Annotated in this window: 15 protein-coding genes; 3 read left to right on the top strand and 12 right to left on the bottom strand. The window is 69.1% G+C overall.

The genetic code is table 11. The features are described from left to right. Positions 1-21: 21 nt before the first annotated feature. Positions 22-699: a hypothetical protein gene (locus QN206_08580; protein MDR7614862.1), complete on the bottom strand. Its 678-nt coding sequence runs from the start codon at positions 697-699 to the stop codon at positions 22-24. Positions 700-828: 129 nt separating this feature from the next. Here QN206_08580 and QN206_08575 point away from each other — a divergent pair, with 129 nt between their 5' ends. Further along, entirely contained in the window at positions 829-1,380 is a 552-nt protein-coding gene (locus QN206_08575; protein MDR7614861.1) for a hypothetical protein, read from the top strand. A 69-nt stretch (positions 1,381-1,449) separates the two neighbouring features. On the opposite strand, the gene QN206_08570 is transcribed toward QN206_08575, so the two are convergent. From QN206_08570 to QN206_08525, 10 genes are all read right to left on the bottom strand, one after another. After that, the gene (locus tag QN206_08570) at positions 1,450-1,929 is read right to left on the bottom strand and encodes a hypothetical protein (GenBank protein MDR7614860.1); all 480 of its coding nucleotides are present in this window, start codon (positions 1,927-1,929) and stop codon (positions 1,450-1,452) included. A 10-nt stretch (positions 1,930-1,939) separates the two neighbouring features. Next, a complete protein-coding gene (locus tag QN206_08565) occupies positions 1,940-2,902 on the bottom strand; it encodes a DUF3137 domain-containing protein (protein ID MDR7614859.1) in 963 nt (320 codons plus the stop codon). A gap of 6 nt (positions 2,903-2,908) precedes the next feature. Continuing rightward, positions 2,909-3,436: a hypothetical protein gene (locus tag QN206_08560; protein MDR7614858.1), complete on the bottom strand. Its 528-nt coding sequence runs from the start codon at positions 3,434-3,436 to the stop codon at positions 2,909-2,911. Continuing rightward, the gene (locus QN206_08555; protein MDR7614857.1) at positions 3,433-4,575 is read right to left on the bottom strand and encodes a DUF3137 domain-containing protein; all 1,143 of its coding nucleotides are present in this window, start codon (positions 4,573-4,575) and stop codon (positions 3,433-3,435) included. The genes QN206_08560 and QN206_08555 overlap by 4 nt, the downstream gene beginning before the upstream one ends. Positions 4,576-4,582: 7 nt before the next feature. Continuing rightward, entirely contained in the window at positions 4,583-5,734 is a 1,152-nt protein-coding gene (locus QN206_08550; protein MDR7614856.1) for a PrsW family intramembrane metalloprotease, read from the bottom strand. A gap of 779 nt (positions 5,735-6,513) precedes the next feature. Then, positions 6,514-7,680 (bottom strand): PrsW family intramembrane metalloprotease, encoded by a 1,167-nt coding sequence (locus QN206_08545; GenBank protein MDR7614855.1) that lies wholly within the window; start codon positions 7,678-7,680, stop codon positions 6,514-6,516. A 9-nt stretch (positions 7,681-7,689) separates the two neighbouring features. Beyond that, entirely contained in the window at positions 7,690-8,313 is a 624-nt protein-coding gene (locus QN206_08540; GenBank protein MDR7614854.1) for a hypothetical protein, read from the bottom strand. Next, positions 8,310-9,254, bottom strand: a complete 945-nt coding sequence (locus QN206_08535; protein ID MDR7614853.1) for a PrsW family glutamic-type intramembrane protease — start codon at positions 9,252-9,254, stop codon at positions 8,310-8,312. The genes QN206_08540 and QN206_08535 overlap by 4 nt, the downstream gene beginning before the upstream one ends. A 129-nt stretch (positions 9,255-9,383) precedes the next feature. Further along, positions 9,384-9,737 carry a hypothetical protein gene (locus QN206_08530; protein ID MDR7614852.1) on the bottom strand — a complete coding sequence of 118 codons (354 nt, stop codon included), beginning with the start codon at positions 9,735-9,737 and terminating at the stop codon, positions 9,384-9,386. A 58-nt stretch (positions 9,738-9,795) separates the two neighbouring features. Continuing rightward, positions 9,796-12,516 carry a BTAD domain-containing putative transcriptional regulator gene (locus tag QN206_08525; GenBank protein ID MDR7614851.1) on the bottom strand — a complete coding sequence of 907 codons (2,721 nt, stop codon included), beginning with the start codon at positions 12,514-12,516 and terminating at the stop codon, positions 9,796-9,798. A 67-nt stretch (positions 12,517-12,583) separates the two neighbouring features. Between QN206_08525 and QN206_08520 the strand changes: the two genes are divergently transcribed. Together QN206_08520 and QN206_08515 are read left to right on the top strand one after the other, a co-directional pair. After that, positions 12,584-13,492 (top strand): PrsW family glutamic-type intramembrane protease, encoded by a 909-nt coding sequence (locus QN206_08520; GenBank protein ID MDR7614850.1) that lies wholly within the window; start codon positions 12,584-12,586, stop codon positions 13,490-13,492. Continuing rightward, positions 13,489-15,360 (top strand): hypothetical protein, encoded by a 1,872-nt coding sequence (locus tag QN206_08515; GenBank protein MDR7614849.1) that lies wholly within the window; start codon positions 13,489-13,491, stop codon positions 15,358-15,360. Before QN206_08520 ends, QN206_08515 begins: the two co-directional genes overlap by 4 nt. A gap of 44 nt (positions 15,361-15,404) precedes the next feature. Here the strand turns inward: QN206_08515 and QN206_08510 are convergent, their stop codons facing one another. Next, positions 15,405-15,923: a hypothetical protein gene (locus QN206_08510; protein MDR7614848.1), complete on the bottom strand. Its 519-nt coding sequence runs from the start codon at positions 15,921-15,923 to the stop codon at positions 15,405-15,407. Positions 15,924-15,964 lie beyond the last annotated feature (41 nt).

Below are 15,964 nucleotides of genomic sequence, written 5' to 3'. Positions count from 1 at the left end.
TCGCGAAACATCCCTCTCGCCTTACCGCGCCGGCTGGAATTCCACCAACTCGTACTCGTCCCAGTCGCCAGTGGTGTAGTTCTTGTAACGACCGCGCACCAACCAGCGGGCGTCCGGCGACACCCAGCTGTCCTCCAGGGCGTGGCCGATGGCTTGCCCCCTCAGGTCGTAGTCTCGGAAGATCACGTGCTGCCGGAGGGCTCGGAGTCTCCCGGCGGGTGTCTCGATGACCTCCCAGCCGAAGACCCAGACGTGGAGCCTGCCTCTTCCGACGTCCCACGTCCCGTCCTCCAGCCGGTCCTGGTAGGTGTACTCGGACTCGTAGGAGTCTCCCGGCCTCCTCGGCCAGCGGAAATACTGCCACGTGATCTTGTTGAGGAGCCGACCCCGTTCGTCGAACCGTGCCAGGAAGTTGAGGTCGAGGTCGAAAACGACGGTGAACACCCAGCGCCTGGAGCCGTCCAGCAGTTCCGTGACCCTCTCCAGGAAGTAGGCGGGTCGGCCCTCGTACGAGCCGACCCGCTTCACCGTGTCGGTAACCCGGGCTTTTCCAGGCGGCCCGTCGGCCTGGAAGACCCACCGATCCCCCACCCGCCAGGTGGGGCGCTCCAGGGGTGGGTCCTCGGCTCCGGCGGCTGAGAGGACCCCCAGGGCCAACGCGACGGCCAGCACCAGGGTCGGTAGCGGCTTGGGGCTCACAGTGCTCCCTCCACAGAGAGGGAGTTGTGCTCACAACGTGGCACAAAGACCTTAAGCCCCACTTAAAGTCTCCGGCCCGTCCTGCGCTTTAAGCGGACCTTAAGGCCCCCGGGGTTTACTGGCCGTGTCATGCGGCTCCTGGTTCTGGCGGCGTTCCTCGCGGCGGCCCCCGCGGGTCTGGTATCCCGAGCCTACGAGGTGCGGACCGTGGGAGGGTGGGAGCGGGAGCTGCGGGGGGAGGTGGTGGTGCGCACGTCGCCCGTGGGCCAGAAGGTGTTCTTCCGGCTGGAGCGCACCCCGGAAGGTCGCTACCGCAACGCGGCCCAGAATCTGCTGCTGACCCCGCGCTGCGAGGTGCTGGATCCTTCCGGGAAGCCCACGGGTCTGGACGCCTGGCTGTGCCCCGTGGACCCCGAAAAGCCCCGGATCCTCGTGGCGCTCAAGCGGGACGACCCGAAGGCGGTGCTTCCCCTGCGGCGGGGTACGGTAGACCTGGACCTGGACGGAGACGGGGTGACCCGGGAGCCCGGCTACTTCCTCGTGACGGAGACCGCCATCTTCGTGATCGCCTACAGCCGGGCCACGCGCCTGCTGAAGTTCGACTTCGTGCGGATCGGCGACCCCCAGAAGGTGCGGATCCTCCAGACCCTCCGGCGCTACCAGGTCCGGGTGGTGCCGTAAGGCGACAGGGACCACTCCCTAGCGAACCTCGAAGGGGAGCAGGAAGACGACGGCGGAACCCGAGGAGGGCTACAGGATGGCTGCGTAGCGGCCTGCCGAGTCCGGCAGGGACACCGCCTGGAAGCGCCAGCCCTCGCTGCTGGCCCTCAAGGTTATTCCTCCCACAGGTGCCACGGGGACCACGCGCCCGTCCCGCAGGGCCGCAAGGGAGGCCTGCAACGAGGCCGGAATCGTGGACCGGTAGCTGAAGCCCACCACGAGGGCCCTATCGCGGTCTCTCTGGAACAGGCCCGTGGGCTCGCCCGGACCCACGCCCCGAAGACGGTAGGAGCGGCCGCCCGTGAACTCGAGCCCCTCGATCCGGACAGGACAGACCGCGCGGCCGAGCGGGGCCTGCGCCGGAGCCTGTTGAGGGCAGCCGGTGGCGGCGACTTCCTTACCCGCCCGGTAGTAGGGGTAGAAGAGGGCCACCGCGCCCACCACCACGAGGCCGAGGACGACCGTCACCGCCAACGTGAGGCAGCCGCAGCCCACGAGGCAACCGCGCATGCCGTCCCTCCTACACCGTGAGTTCCCGCACCGACGCCAGCACTTCTTGCGGGGAAGCGCCCGCGGCCACCGCCGCGAGGAAGCTGGCCTGGAGAAGCGCTTCCAGGTCCGAGCTCAGCTGGTCCTCCGAGACCCGATCCCAAGCGGCTGGGTTCAGCCACTCCCGCCGGGGGAGGAAGACGTGGACCTGGCCTTCGTGGAAGGCGACCACGGGCCTTGCGCGCGGGACCTGGCCGAGCTGGACGAGGGCGTCTCGGAAGAAGGGGTGCAGGGCCGCGGACAGGTCCTCGGACTGCGCGTACACGGTGTACAGGGCCTCGAAGGTCGGGTCCGGGAGTTCCACCCGCCTGAGTCCCGCCAGCCTGCGTTTCACGTCCTCGAGCGCCCCGAGGACCCCCATCTCCCGGACCACGAGGACGCGCTGTCCGACTGTGGGAGCGGCCGCCGTGGCCACGAGCCCGGAGAAGACGGTACGGTACAGACCACGCCCCATGTATCTCTGGGCCGCCGCGTGCGCCACCTGAATCGCCCGCCCGCCCAGAGTCGCCGCTGTGGGATGGTGCAGTTCGACCTTCGGGGCGGAGAAGACGTCGGCGAGGACGACTCTTTGCCGGGATGCCAGCTCTTCCGGCACCGTCTCCTGGAGTCGGAAGCCCAGCGCTCCGAGAGCCGGGACCACCGCCCTCTCTTTGACCGCGGTGGTGAGAGCGTCCACGCGGTTGGAGTACCAGATCCAGTACGCCACGAGCAGCAGAGCCCCTGCCCCAAAGCCGATCCACCCGCCCCAACGGCCGAAGGGAGAGCCCAGGACGAACCCCACGAACGGCAGGAGGAGAGCGAGAAGCATGAGAATGCCGTAGGGGGTCAACCGCCGGTGCTCGGCCTCTGCCGCCTGCAGCACCGCCGCGAGATCGGGGACCGACCGGAGGGCCCGACGGACGGCTTGCTGGAGTTCGGTCCAAGACGACGTCATGGCGGGTCAGGGGGCCCGGTACGAACGGATCACCTGCCGGAAGATGGGCCGGAGAGAGATGAACTCGTCTGCGGGCGCCACGCCCGCCAGGAAGTCCACCTGGAGCACACCGCCCGACTTTTGGATCAGCCGGATCCGGTAGAGAGTCCTCTCCCGCGCGCGCCCGGCCTGCCAGGCGGCTTCGCCTTCCCCGGAGGTCGTGGCGGCGGTGTGAAAGGACCAAGGGAAACCGCACCGCCTCCGGGGCCAGGGGCCGGACCGCGGTGGAACGATGTCCGCGGGCCGGACGTACTGCAGCATAAGACAGGCCGCCTCCCGGAGGGTGGAGGCCGCCACCTGAGCCTGCGGGACGACCACTGCCCGCGGACCCCGACGGGGGTGGTCTCGGTAGAACACGGTTTCCATGAGGTTGACCCGGACACGTTCCACCTGCCAGGCGGCAGGACGCAGCACCCGGAAACGGGCTTCCGCGTCCGTGTAAGGGACCAGCCGGGTCAGGGTGGAAACCGCGAGCAGCAGCGACACAGAGGTCATGACGCCCGGGCCTCCTTCATGAACGCGTCCGCGACATCCCGTGCGGAAACTCCCGCGGCCACGGCGGCCAGGCACACCGCCCGGAGGAGGGCCCGGAGGTCCGCAAGTGCCTTGTTCTGGACCCACCGCTCGTCGAGCCGCCGGAAGGGCGACATTTCCAGGAACCCTCGCCACGGCACGAAGGCATACGCGTGGCCGCCTCCCAAGGCCAGCAGCGGCTTCCAGGGAAGCTGCCGCGCTAGGTACAGGAGGGCTCCCCGCAGCTCCGGTCGGAGGAAGGTCCGCGCCTGCTCGACGTGGTCCGTGTGGACCTCGTAGTGCGCGTCGAAGGCCGGGTCCTGCAGAGGGAGTTTCTGCAAGCGCTTTCGGGCACTCGAGAGGTTCAGGTCCCACAGGCTGACCCGCGCCCAGAACCCCGCCCAGGTGACCAGCACGGTCGGGCTCCCGGGCGGGTCCATCTCGACGGCCGCCACGAGCCCGTAGAACTGCCGGCCCCCTCGGCCGGGAGGGCCGGGGTAGAGAAAGCCCCGCCGCCGGGGGATGGTGGGGAGGACGTCCACCTCCGCGAACGCGAGCCGGCGGCCCGCGAGTTCTCCCACCATGGCCAGGTTGACGCGAGGGGGCCGGCCTCCCACGAGGCCGCGGACGAGGTCGGCAAACCCCGTCCCGAACTCAGCAGCCCCGGCGTGTGATGGCCGCAGGCCCGGGAGGGGAGCCAGTTCTTCCAGGAGTTTTGTCCGGATCTCGCTGGAAACCCGGTCGCGGTAGGGTACGAGGAGAATCCAGCCCACCACGAGCGCGAACACGTACACGGGACCGAGAACAAACGAGATAAACGGGACGAAGGCGGACATGAGGGCCAGCGTCGAGAGCGAGAGAGCCGTCAGGGAAGCGCCGACTTCCGGGGCGACCGCAGAGGCCAGCAGCCCCAGGACGAGCAGGAGAAGCCCGATAGCGAGGCTCCCCGCCAGGAAGGCCGCCATGAGCGCTGGCGGCGTCAGGGCGGCCCACACGACCCGCGCCCACCGCCGCCGCTGCGCCTCCAGGGCAGGCAGCACGGGCCGCAGACGCGGGAGGGCGGAAGCAAGCCGAGCGGCAATGGAGCGCTCTGCTCCCTGGAACAGGGTTTCCGGGTCCACCTTCCGTTTACCCCCTCGTGGGCCCTTCCAGGCCCAGCGCCTTCAGCCGTTCCCGGAGCTCGCGGATCCGAGCCCGCAGTTCCTCCTCCGAGATTCCCGAAGGCCTGCCCTGCGCGGCCCTCCACCGGGCGAAGGCCAGTTCCGCCAGGGCGTCGTAGAACTGGCGGAGGGCGAGCCACCCGGACGGTCCCTTCTGCGCCCAGGCGCGCCAAAGCCGCCTGGACTTCTCCCGGCCCGCGACCACCCGCAGCTCTTCTTCCGAGAGCTCCCCGGAGGCCACCAAGTCCAGGAGGTGAGAGCGCAGGACCTCCCGCTCCCGCCGCTCGCACAGGTAAGCGAGCACTCCGAGGACGAGTACGCCCGGCAGGAGGATCACCCCGAAGAGGACCGGGACGAGCAGCAAAGCCCTCGGTCCGACCGCGGCCTCGAGCCCCACGCTGCTGGAGTTCCACAGGGCGTGCAGGAACACCGCGGCCAGGTACCCGCCCACGGGCGCGAGGAACCGGGCGGCTCCCCCGCGCTCCCGGGCATAGCCGACGCCTGCGCCCGTGCATCCCGTCCAGATGGAGTGCATGAGGCCGAGAAGCATCACCCGGAGGAAGAACAGCACGGTCAAGCCTCCGAGGCCTCCCGCTTTGAAGGCGCGCCCCAGGTACAGGACGTTCTCCACAACCCCGAAGCCCAGGCCCACCAGCGCTCCGTAGACGAGGCCGTCGGTGAGGTTGTCGAACTCGTCCCGCACCGCAAACGCCATGCCCAGAAGCGCCACCCCCTTGGCGGTCTCCTCCACAAGGGGCGTCACGATGCCGAGCGTGACCCGTGTGGCCCAGAGGGGACCCAGAAGGGCCCGCAGGATTTCCGCCAGGAGAGAGTTGAAGATGTAGCTGAAGAGGATGGCGACGGTGGAGCCCCAGAAGAAGGCCGCGAGCAGCAGCCACCCCGGCTCCTTCTCGTGCCGGTCGATCCACAGGATCAACGCCACGTAGAGGGGAACCGGGAGCACGGACAGAACAGACCCGAGGAGGAAGGGAAGTACCCCTCCGGTCTCTCCCACCAGGATCAGCAGGACCAAAAGCCCAACGAGGGCGAAAACGCCGAGGAGGGCCAACTGGAGGGCCAGGTAGCCCTTACGAAGGGGTGTGTGTGAGACTCCTTGCATGGCTGGGGTCCCCTCTTACGGCGTCGGTGTCGGGCTCGGAGATGGTCCCGGGCCAGGGCCCGTGCTGCCGGGCTGGAAGCTCTGTTCCATGTGTTGGAACACGGGAAGGAGGCTGAGCCAGGCCGTCTCCTGGGAGCGGTAGAAAATGAGGCGCCACATGCTGGCCTGTACCGTTGCGGAGTGGAGCAGGAGGAAGCGGCCCGCCCCGTGCATCCGCTCACCCCGTGCGTTCGTCCACACGGCTTCGAGGTACGCTTCTTCCGTCTCCCGGAACGGCCCAGGACGTACCCACCGCTGCACCACCTGATAGTCCGGATACCGCCTCCGCTCGCCTTGGACGACTTCGTCCAGCAGCTGTTGGGCCGGAATTAGGCCTCGGCCGGTCTGACCGACGAGCTTGCTGAAGAAAGCCTGGGTCCCCTCGCGCGGGTCCTCTGTGGGAGGAGAGAAGACCACACCTTGGCGGTTTGGGAAAACCCGCCAGGTGTCCGGGTAGTCCACCGCGAACTCGCCGTCGGGGTCTATGTATCGGGCGTAGCGTATAGGACCAGGTGGCTGCGGAAGAGGAGCTGAGGGCTGCGGCGCAGGCCCGGTGGGCGCGGCAGTCGGAGATTGCCCGGAAGGAACAGGGACCGGCGGTGGGGGGCTCGGGCGGTGCGAGATCAGGTACCAGGCCACCCCACCCATTCCGAGCAGTACGAGGAATCCGAATACCAGAGCCGCGAGAACGGCCACCACGACCCAAACGCTAACGCCGGCCTGGCCTGTCCGGGCCTGCCTCATGCCGCCACCCCCATTCCCCGGGCCCGCTCCCGCAACACCCGGACCCGTTCCCGGAGGGCCTGCACGTCCTGTTCCACCGGCTCGCCCCGCCGGAGTCGCCACAGGGCGAAGGCGAGATCCACCTGGGCGTCGTACAGCTGGCGCACCGCGTTCCAGGCAAGGGGTCCTCTCGTCGTCAGAACCTGCCACAGGTGCCGGGACCGCTCCCGCGGTCGGGTGAGCACTTCCACCTCCTCCGGCGAGAGGGTGCCCGCCTGGACCTCGTCCGCGAGTCCCTCTCGGATGGCCGCCACCTCCCGTTTCCAGGCGAAGTACGCGATCACCACGAGCAGAAGGAGCGGGATCCCCTCGATGAAAAACGACATCACGGGGAGCATCAGGAGTGCCGCGTTACCCGCAGATCGCGCGACCGCGGGCAGGGCGAAGGTGGCGGAGAAGTTCCAAAGGAAGTGGAGGAACATGGCGCAGAAGTAACCGACCACGGGCGCGAGGAACCGGCCAACGCCCCGCGTCTCCCGGGCGTACCCGAGGCCCGCACCGGTGCACGCGGTGTAGACCGAGTGCGAGAGACCTCCGAGGACCGCCCGGATCACGAAGCCAACGGCGAGCCCGCCGGCTCCGCCCTCCCGGACGAAGCGGGCGAAGTACAGGATGTTCTCCGTAGCCGCAAACCCCAGGCCGGCCAGGGCCCCGTACACGAGGCCGTCCACGGTGTTGGTGAACTCCCGGCGCCACAGCAAGAAGATCAGGAGAACCGCGAGTCCCTTGGAGGTCTCCTCCACCACGGGTGCCACGAAGGGCGCACTGAGCTGCTCGCCGAGCCGGGGTCCGAAGACGGCCACCAGGATGGCGCTCCCGATGGAGTTGAAGATCAGGCTGAAGAAGGTGGCCACGACCCCTCCCCACAGCAACGCGCCCAAGAGGAGCCAGCCCGGTTCCTTCTCGTGGCGGTCCAGGAGGAGGATGAGCCCGGTGTAGAAGGGGACCACGGAAAGGGCGGCAAAACTGGCCATGAGGAACTGCAACACCCCTCCGGCCTTCTGGTAGAAGAGGAGCATCTGCAGAAGCGCGAGTACGAGCAGCACGAAGCCGAAGCCCGCAAGCCCGACGGCCTTCAGGAACGTGTCCACGCCGAAGGAGGGACGAGCCGCCGAGGTCGCCACGCCGAGCTCCTACTGGAGGGCGAAGGGGATCACCAGCACCACCGCGGGCTGGCCTCCCTGGGGTACGGCAAGGGCAAAGGCGTAGAGTCCAGGAGAACCGCCGCCGGTGTCCAGGCGGTAGAGGAACCGTCCAGGTTTGTCCTCAGGCTCCGGCTGGTTAACCGGAATCACACGCTCCTGAGACTCTACCCTGACGACCACCCTGACCACCTGCGTGTCCATGCGAAGGATGGTGTAGTCCACCCCTACGCGCTCTCCCACCCGGAACACGCCCGCCGGCTCCGTAGGCATCCCATCCGGTCCGAGCCGCACGGTCATTCCGCCTCCAATCTCCACCCCCGGCACCTGCTGGGGGCAGATCCCCTTCCCCAGCGCCTCCGGTCCCTGGGCCACGGGCTGCTGCGGGCACCGGCCACCGGGCGGCGGAGGCGTGGGAACAGGGCTGGGCTGTGGCGTGGGACCGAGACCTGTCGGGGCAGGGCTCGGCGCGGGCGGAGGACTCACCGTGGGCTGCGGAGTCGGCACGGACTTCGGCCGTGCGAAGACCACGAGTCCTGCCACCACCGCGACCACCGCGAGCAGCGTGAGGCACCCACAGCCCAGACCGCCGCCGATCAGAAGACTACGGTTCATCGGGCGACCTCCCGGATCCGGTCACGGTACAGCTGCAGTTCCGCTTCGTTGGTGAGCCCCCGCTCCAGGCGCCTGCGGGCGAAGGCCAGCTCGGCCAGAGGCTGTCGCGCAGGCCCGGGCAGGTTGGACCACCGGCCCTGCAGGACGGCGTCCACGTACTCCCGCGGGACGTGGCCCTCCTCCGCCTCCAGGGGCAGGTAGCGGCTCATCACGCTCCGTTCGTGCCGCAGGGCCCAGGCCACGGTGATCACCAGGGCGATGACCCCGGCCCAGTCCGCCGCGGTGCGGGCGAGCCCCACGAGGGCCACCGGCCCCGTGCCGGAGGCCAGCAGGGCCGCCAGGGCGTCATAGGCCGCGTGGTACAGGGCTGCGACCCCGAACCCGCCCACCGGCAGCCACCAGCTTCCAGATCCGGAAAGCCCGAACTCCCGCACGGCGCCGAGGGAGGCGCCGAAGATGGCCCCGAACGCGCAGTGGGTGAGGCCGGTGAGGAGGATGCCGAAGAACATGCCGACCCCGGGGGCTGCCGCAGGCCCCAGGCGCGAGAGGTCCCACAGGTACACCGCGGACTCCGCCAGGGCGAACCCGGCTCCCACGATCCCCCCGTACACCACGCCGTCCAGCACCCCGTCGAACTCCCGCGGCAGGGCCCGGAAGAGGACGAGGATCACCAGGGCCTTCATGCCCTCCTCCACCACGGCCCCTGCGGGGTTGGGACCGAAGAAGGCGGCGTTGAGGGCGTGGAAGGAGGCCGGGTAGACGGACATGCGGATCCCTGCAAGCCGCTCCAGGACCACGGTGAGGACCGGTGCCGCGATGGCCCCTCCCAACAGGGCTGCCGCCAGCACGCTTCCGGGCTCCTTCTCGTGCCGGTCCGCCCAGTACAGGATGGCCACGTACAGGGCGGTGAGCACGAGGACGATGAGGGCTCCCAGGATCACCCCGGATCCTCCCGTCACGGCACCGGCGGCCTCAGGCGGTGGGCTCACGGTCTGTGGCGACGGGAGGAGCGGGCGGGGTTGATCTACGGCTGCGAGAAGCCAGCGCATCGGAATCCCTCCATCTGTGGCTTAAGGTCTCAGCCAGGGCCCCTTTCCCTGGAGGAAGGCGTAGGTGTTCACCGCGGCAGCCGCGAACCAAACCAGAACTCCGAGGAAGTTCCAGCCAAGACCCCCAAGGGTAGCGATTCCCGCAAACGTCCGGTTGCCCGTGGCCCCTGCGATCAGTAAAAACAGCAGGGGAAAGAACCCGAACACCACGGAGAGGAGGATTCCCCACCCCAGGGCCCAGAGCGTGTGGCGGCGGACGAGAGGATGCGGGGGCTGCAGGAAGAACCCGCCGAGCGCGATCCACCACAGCCACCACCCGCCGATGGCCACGATCTTCTGGGCCGAGGTAAAGGACTGTTGAGCACCGGTCTCCATGGCCGCCTCCGGTCCGCTCCGTCGGGGCCACATTAGGCCAGCCGGACTTAAAACCGGCTTAAGACCGCCTCCTGCGGGAGGAGGTTCCGGTTGGTACGGAATCCAGAAGGGCCTGGGTCTCGGGGAGGGGGTCGGTGTCCAGCTCGGCCCGCAACCTCTCCGCAAAGGCCCGGTAGGCCCGCAGGGCTGCCTCCCGACGGCCCAGACTCAGTAGGCAGCGCAGGAGGGCCTGGAGGGCGGGCTCGTGCAGAGGGTCCAGCTCCAGCACCCGCTCCAGGTACCGGATGCCCTCTTCAGACTCGGAAGCGCTCCCCCGCCGGTGGAGGAGGTCCACGACCCGTTGCTGGAGGGCGTACCGGACTTCGTCCACCGCGGGGAGGTCCACCCCGGGAGCCACGGGCTCCCGGTACAACCGGAGGACGGCCTCCGCATCCTGCCGGTCCAACGCTTCCTGGAGGTCCCAGAGGTCCACCCGGGTCCTCCGGAACCCGGTGGGCGTGAGGTAAGTGGGAACTCCCCATGGTTCCAGCGCCCGGCGGAGGTGGTGGAGGTGGACGTGGAGGTTGTTGCGGGCCTGCCCGGGCGCTGCTTCCGGCCACAGGTCCTCCGCGATGGCTTCCCGGTCCCGGCCCAAAAGGAGGAGGACGAGCAGGTTGCGGGCGGTGGGAGAGAGCAAGACCTCCTGTCCCAGACGGCGGACCCGAAACCGTCCCAGCAGCTCCACCGCGAGGAGTGGGATTTCGTCCAGGCGCCGCTCTATGGCCTCCTTCCAGCCGCAGCGGAGCACCTCCTCAATCGGGTAGAAGTCCGCGAGCTCCGGCCGGTGCCGGGGCAGCTCGTGCACGGGCAGGAGCGCCGGGAGGATCCGGGGCCCGAGGGAGGTGAGCCGGACCAGGGCTTCCAGGTCTACCTCGGACCGCAGGATCCGGTACCGGGCTGCGTGGTAATAGGCCCGCTCCTCCCGATCCCTGGGTTCTGGTGGAAGGTAAACCTGGGCTTCTTCGGGTCGCCCCAGCTCCCACAGGGTCAAGGCCGCCTCCAGCGCGGTCCAGAAGCCTCGGACGGGCTGCGTCACCGCGAGGGCAAGGTCGGGGGAGCCGCTTTCCCTCAGGGTACGCGCCCACAGACCCCGGATCGCATCCAGCAGTTCCGGGTTCTCGTCCGCCTCCGCGAGGCTCGCAAGCCGCTCGAAGGGCCTGGTATCCCGCTCCAGGTAGGCTGCCCAGGCGGCAGCCAGGGCCTCCGCCCAGAAGTTCCATCCGGGGTGAGCCTGTGCTCTGCGGAAGCAGGCCAGGGCTTCTTCGGACCGACCCGCAAGGACGAGCAGGCGGCCGGTCTCGAGCAGGGTGAGGGGGAGGTTGTGGGAGCGGGTGCGCTCCTGGTGTTCCGCGGTGCGCCGGTTCCAGGCGAGGTAGTGTTCCAGATTCCCTTCCTTCTGCCAGCGGAGAAAGGCCAGGTTGTAGCCGATGGGGTGGAAGAGGTACGGGTCGTCCGGCGGCAGGCGTCTGGAGGCCTCTTGGAGTGCGGCCTCAAACCGGTCCAGGTGCCCGGCCTTCCAGAGGGGCCAGACCGCCCAGTTGAGGAACCGGGCAGCGGCATGCGGCTCTACCCGGTCCACGAGCCGCCATCCCCGCTCCACGGCGTTGAGCGCCCGTTGCAGGTCTACCTCCGGCGCGTTGTACGCCACGAGTCCCCAGGCCCGGATGGCGACTTCGGGATGCGTCGCCTCCACGTCGCGGGCGAGGGCCTCCAGCCGCGCAAAGGCCTCCTGGAGTTTCCCCTGTAGGCACAGGGTCATCCCGTATGCCAGCCGCCGCCACGGCCCGCCAAGCCCGGGGAGCGCCCGGCACCACCGGAGGAGGCCAGAAGGGGAGATGCCGGCCAGATCCAGGGCTTCGGGGCTGTCGAGCAGGCGCTCCAGTTCCTGCCATAGGCCGGAGCGAAAGTACGCCTCTGCCCGAAGCTCCGGAGAAAGCTGCGAAGCCCGCCTGCGCACCGCTTCCTGGATCTCCGCCAGGGCGGTGGCGTGGAGGACCTCCGCGAAGAGGGCGTGGATCCGGAAGCCCTCCGGGGTGCGCTGCACGAATCCGGACTCCTCAAGACGCCGGAGTCCCCTGTCCTCCGCGGAGTCCGGAAGGGTGGGAAGGGCGGAGAGGAGCAGGAGGGTCTCCCACTCCTGCGATCCCAGGGATTCCCTTACCCCCTGGACCAAGGCCCGGTGGAGGTCCAAGGTGCCCGTGAGGGCCGCCATGTGCACCGCGATGGGCCACCCGCCTGAGCTCTCCCAAACCTCGTAGGCCCGACGGTCGTCGGCGATGAGCTCCCGGACCTCCGCGAGGGTGAACCGCAGCTCCTCCGCGGTGAGCCGCACAAGCCTTCCCTGGGTGTGCATCCGGGGGAGCTCCGGCCAGCTGAGCTCCGCGCGGCTGCTGAGCCCCACGAGGAGCCCGTCCGCGGGAAGCCGCAGGTCCAAGGTCGCATCCAGAGCCACGTCGTCCAGCACGAGGAGCGTGGGCCGATCCTCAAGGAGCACCCGAAGAAGCCCCCATCTGGCCGTGGGGTCGGCCCCCAGGGACCGAGCGATCTGCTCGGAAAGAGAACCCGCTGCCCCGCTCGCCCAGACGACCCGCCACCCTTTCTCCCTAAGCTGGTCTGCCCACTGCCGGAGCAGGACGGTCTTCCCGAAGCCGTACGGGGCCTGCAACCACACCACGTAGCGGGGCTCCCGCGGGAGTCGGTCCAGCAAGCGCGTCCGTACGAGCCACACGCCCCCAGGCATCTCACACCGCCTTTAACCGAATTTTAAGGCGGCTTGCAAGGAGAATGGGCCGGGCAAGGGGTGGAAGGTGAGGCTGCTTCCAGTGCTCTTCACGGTGGCCTACTTGGGGTTTGTCGCGCACGCGGCACGCTTTGGAAGGCAGCCCGGCACCGTGGTGGCGGCAGCCCTGCTTGGGGGAGGGGTGCTGGCGCCCGTCGTGGCGCGGCTACTGGCTGGGGTTTTCGGAGGGTGGGAGGGCTGGCCCGGGTTCGTCCACGTCTGGTACTCCGCCCCTACGGCTCGGCTGGCCGTGATGGAGGAGGCGGGCAAGGCGGCGGCGGTGCTGGCCTGCTACGTTGGACTACGGCGGCAATACCAGAGCGGGCTGGACGGCGTTCTCTACGGCCTTGGGGTGGGAGTCGGTTACGCCCTCGTGGGCCTGGGCATCTCCCTCCTCCCGGGCTCGCTCCTGGAGTTGGGGATGCAACTCCACATCCTGGGAGCCGGCCTGGCTCAGGCGATGCTCCCGGCCCTATACGGCGCCCTGCTGGGGTTTGGACGGGAGTGGGGGCTCCGAGGCCTGCTCCAGTGGGGATTTGCTGTGATCGGATGGGCGGCGGGAGCGGCGGGATCCGTCGCATTCCTCCAGGTCGCCCGCGTCTCCCTGGTTTCCGGCCCCTGGCAACCCCTGGCAGCGGCGGGGCTCCTGCTCTGGGAGTGGGCACCCATCGGTCTGCTGGTTCTCGTGCACGCGTGGGCCCGACGGCAGGATCGGGAGCTCCTTGTTCGGTTCCTGCGGGAGGAGGTTGTCGCGGACGTGGTGACGGAGGAGGAGTTCCTCTCCCTCCTGGTGGATGACCGGGGGCTTTCGAAGCCGCTGCGTCAGGCGCTCTTCCGGCTTGCGTCCGCGAAGTGGCGGGCGGTGCGGGGCTTGGGACGGGAGGATGAGGTGGAGGCCTGGCGGGACCGGGTGCGGAGACTCCGGAGGGCGGGATGAAGGAGGACCGACGGGAGGCCGCTTCCACCCGGGCGCGCAGGTTGCTCGGGGTCGCGGTGGCCGGGCTGGATCAGCTGGTCCAGGCCCTGGGCCTAGGGATCAAGTGGAAAGACCTCCAGACGGCCGTATCGGGTGCCTTTGCCCTGCTTCGGCTCGGCCCGTGGGGCGTGGGAGGGTTCGTCCTCCTCGTGTGCGGGCTTGCAGGTTTCGGCACCGTGGTGTTCGCGGGCGAGGCGCAGCGCGCATGGATGCTCCGGGGGGCCGCGGCTCAGGCGCTCCTCGGCGCCATCGCTGCCTTCGTCTTCGCGCTGCTCAACGCGGAAGTGCGTCCGGCCCATCCCGCCCTGCGGTTCGGGATGGCCCTCTACACCCTGTGGTACCTGTTGCTGCCGCCCGTCCTCGCCTTGCCCCGGGTGGTGGCGCTGGTCCCGGCCTTCACCCTGTACCTCCTGGAGGTCCTGCGGCTTCGCGCGGACCGCGCAAGCCCTTTGTGGCTTTTCCCCTGGGTTCTCCTGCTGGGACGCTTGAGCCCCGGGGTGGTCAAGCCCCTGTGGGCTTCGGTGGCACTCTGGACGGTGGTGTACGCGGGGGCGGGGCTCGCCCTGTCCCGGCGGCCTCCTCGGTTTCCGCTTCCGGAGCGGGCCGTGCTCTTCGCCGGGATGGCGGTGGCATACGGAGGGGGAATCGCCCGCGGCCCTGCCCGGTTCGGGGAAGCCCTGCAGATGGGGTATTCGGCCCTCTTCACGTTCTTGGGGCTCTTCTGGATGTGGCTTGCCGCAGATCTGGTGGACGATGCCTCGGAGCTGGCCGGTCGTCTGGTCGGCCGGGTCCGGAAGGTGCTCGGTAGACGACAGGTCCCCGCCGTGGTAGCTCTCATGCTCGCAGGGTTGGGGATTCTGGCCCTCGGGCTCGCCCTTGCCCCGGCCGCGGTGCTGGACCTCCTGCCGCTTTTCCTGTTGCGTCCGGTCTCGGGGTTTCTCCAGGACGCCTGGACCGGAGGACTGGCCCTGTGCGGCTTTCTGTTTTTGCTGGTCGGCCTGCTGACCGGTTGGCGCGCGCTGCGAGGGTACGACCCCGTGGACGCGGCCAGCGACGGGCTCGCCTCAGGGCTGGTGCTCGCCCTGGTGTACTGGGGAGGTGCACAGGCCTGGTCGGCGCTTTCGGAGGTCGAAGCACCCTCGGGGTGGTGGCCCCTGCTGCTCGCTTCGGCCCCCGTGCTCCTGGAAGAGTTCAAGCAGGCGGCAAAGGGCGTGCGGGGGGAGAAGGCGCTATTGGTCGCGGCCGTCTCCCTCCTGGGGCTTGCCACCACGGGCTTCCGGTTCGCCGCGGATCCGCAGGCCGCGGTGCGGACCACCACCCTTTACCCGTTCCTCGGGATGGTCCTGTGGGGGGTGCCGCACCTCCTCGCGCGCCTGGTCGCGGGCTGGAGCGTGGAAGTTCCCTCCGCCCGCCTGTTCTTCGCGGGGTACTTCTCGGCCCTTCCCGCAGCCGCGCTGGCCCCGTCTCTCCGCACGGGGTCCCCGGCACTGGCGGTCCTGCTCTGGCCTCTTGCGCTGCGGGTCGCCCGGTGGGAGGATCCGGCCTCTCCTGGACTCCGCGTGGCCACCGGGCTACTTCTGGCTTCCGGCACCCTGGCGTTTTACTACGATCCCCTCTTCCTACCGGTGCCTTTCGTGCCGTGGACCGAAACCCTCCTCCGGCGACTGGGCCAGGTCCAGGCCACGGAGATGCTGAGCTGGGCCCAGTTCCTGGCCTGGCTGGGAGCAGCCGGAGCGGGCACGACCGCGGTCCTGGCCCGCGGGCGAGTGCGGTGGCTTGTGGCGGCTGCGGTGTGGTTCGGGTGGTGCCGCCTGCTCCTTTTTATTTAAAGAAAGTAAGGCGGGTTTGTTGGTTTGAGTTTGGTTACCGCAGATCATCGTCTGGGTCGGAACACGAGGATGAAGCTGATCTCCGCGCCGTTCTGGCCCTGCCGAACTCCCAGGAGCAACCCCCGGGAGGGCCACTCGAACAGCACCTCTCCGGGCCCCGTGAACACGAACTCGGGGTTCACGTCCACCATGCGCAGCAGATCCATCATGGGGCTTCCCACACCCGCGCCGTTGGAGAACTTAAAGCGGGGATCGTCCGTAGCGATGGCCAGGACCTGCCCCGGCGTCTTCACCGCTTCCGCCTCTTCCCCGTACTGGTAGTAGTCGAAGACGCAGAACCCCACCTTGGCCTCCGTATTGCACACCCGACGCCCCTCCTCGTTGTTCTCGTCTCGGGTGGCTCCCAGGGACTGGACCAGCTGGGCGGCATCGTCCATGGACATCCCGATGCGGATGGGGCCAATGGCCTCCCCGGGTAGGATGGCCGTGGAAACAGGCTGGCTCAGGAGCGGCGTCCCCAGTCCCAGGCAGAGCAGAAACAGTAGACCCATCACCTGCCGCATACGCTACCCCCGTTCGGTCCGGGGTCGGGTCCTGGCCCGCT

This window comes from Armatimonadota bacterium (assembly GCA_031460175.1).
In the GTDB taxonomy this organism is placed as follows: Bacteria; Sysuimicrobiota; Sysuimicrobiia; order Sysuimicrobiales; family Sysuimicrobiaceae; genus Sysuimicrobium; species Sysuimicrobium tengchongense.
The sequence above is the reverse complement of the archived record's forward strand: the minus strand, read 5'-3'. Positions and strand labels throughout refer to the sequence as shown.

Coding starts and splice junctions, on each gene's coding strand:
- QN206_08575 (MDR7614861.1), top strand. CDS start 829: ATGCGGCTCCTGGTTCTGGCGGCGTTCCTCGCGGCGGCCCCCGCGGGT.
- QN206_08530 (MDR7614852.1), bottom strand. CDS start 9,737: ATGGAGACCGGTGCTCAACAGTCCTTTACCTCGGCCCAGAAGATCGTG.
- QN206_08540 (MDR7614854.1), bottom strand. CDS start 8,313: ATGAACCGTAGTCTTCTGATCGGCGGCGGTCTGGGCTGTGGGTGCCTC.
- QN206_08510 (MDR7614848.1), bottom strand. CDS start 15,923: ATGCGGCAGGTGATGGGTCTACTGTTTCTGCTCTGCCTGGGACTGGGG.
- QN206_08560 (MDR7614858.1), bottom strand. CDS start 3,436: ATGACCTCTGTGTCGCTGCTGCTCGCGGTTTCCACCCTGACCCGGCTG.
- QN206_08525 (MDR7614851.1), bottom strand. CDS start 12,516: ATGCCTGGGGGCGTGTGGCTCGTACGGACGCGCTTGCTGGACCGACTC.
- QN206_08570 (MDR7614860.1), bottom strand. CDS start 1,929: ATGCGCGGTTGCCTCGTGGGCTGCGGCTGCCTCACGTTGGCGGTGACG.
- QN206_08515 (MDR7614849.1), top strand. CDS start 13,489: ATGAAGGAGGACCGACGGGAGGCCGCTTCCACCCGGGCGCGCAGGTTG.
- QN206_08550 (MDR7614856.1), bottom strand. CDS start 5,734: ATGCAAGGAGTCTCACACACACCCCTTCGTAAGGGCTACCTGGCCCTC.
- QN206_08565 (MDR7614859.1), bottom strand. CDS start 2,902: ATGACGTCGTCTTGGACCGAACTCCAGCAAGCCGTCCGTCGGGCCCTC.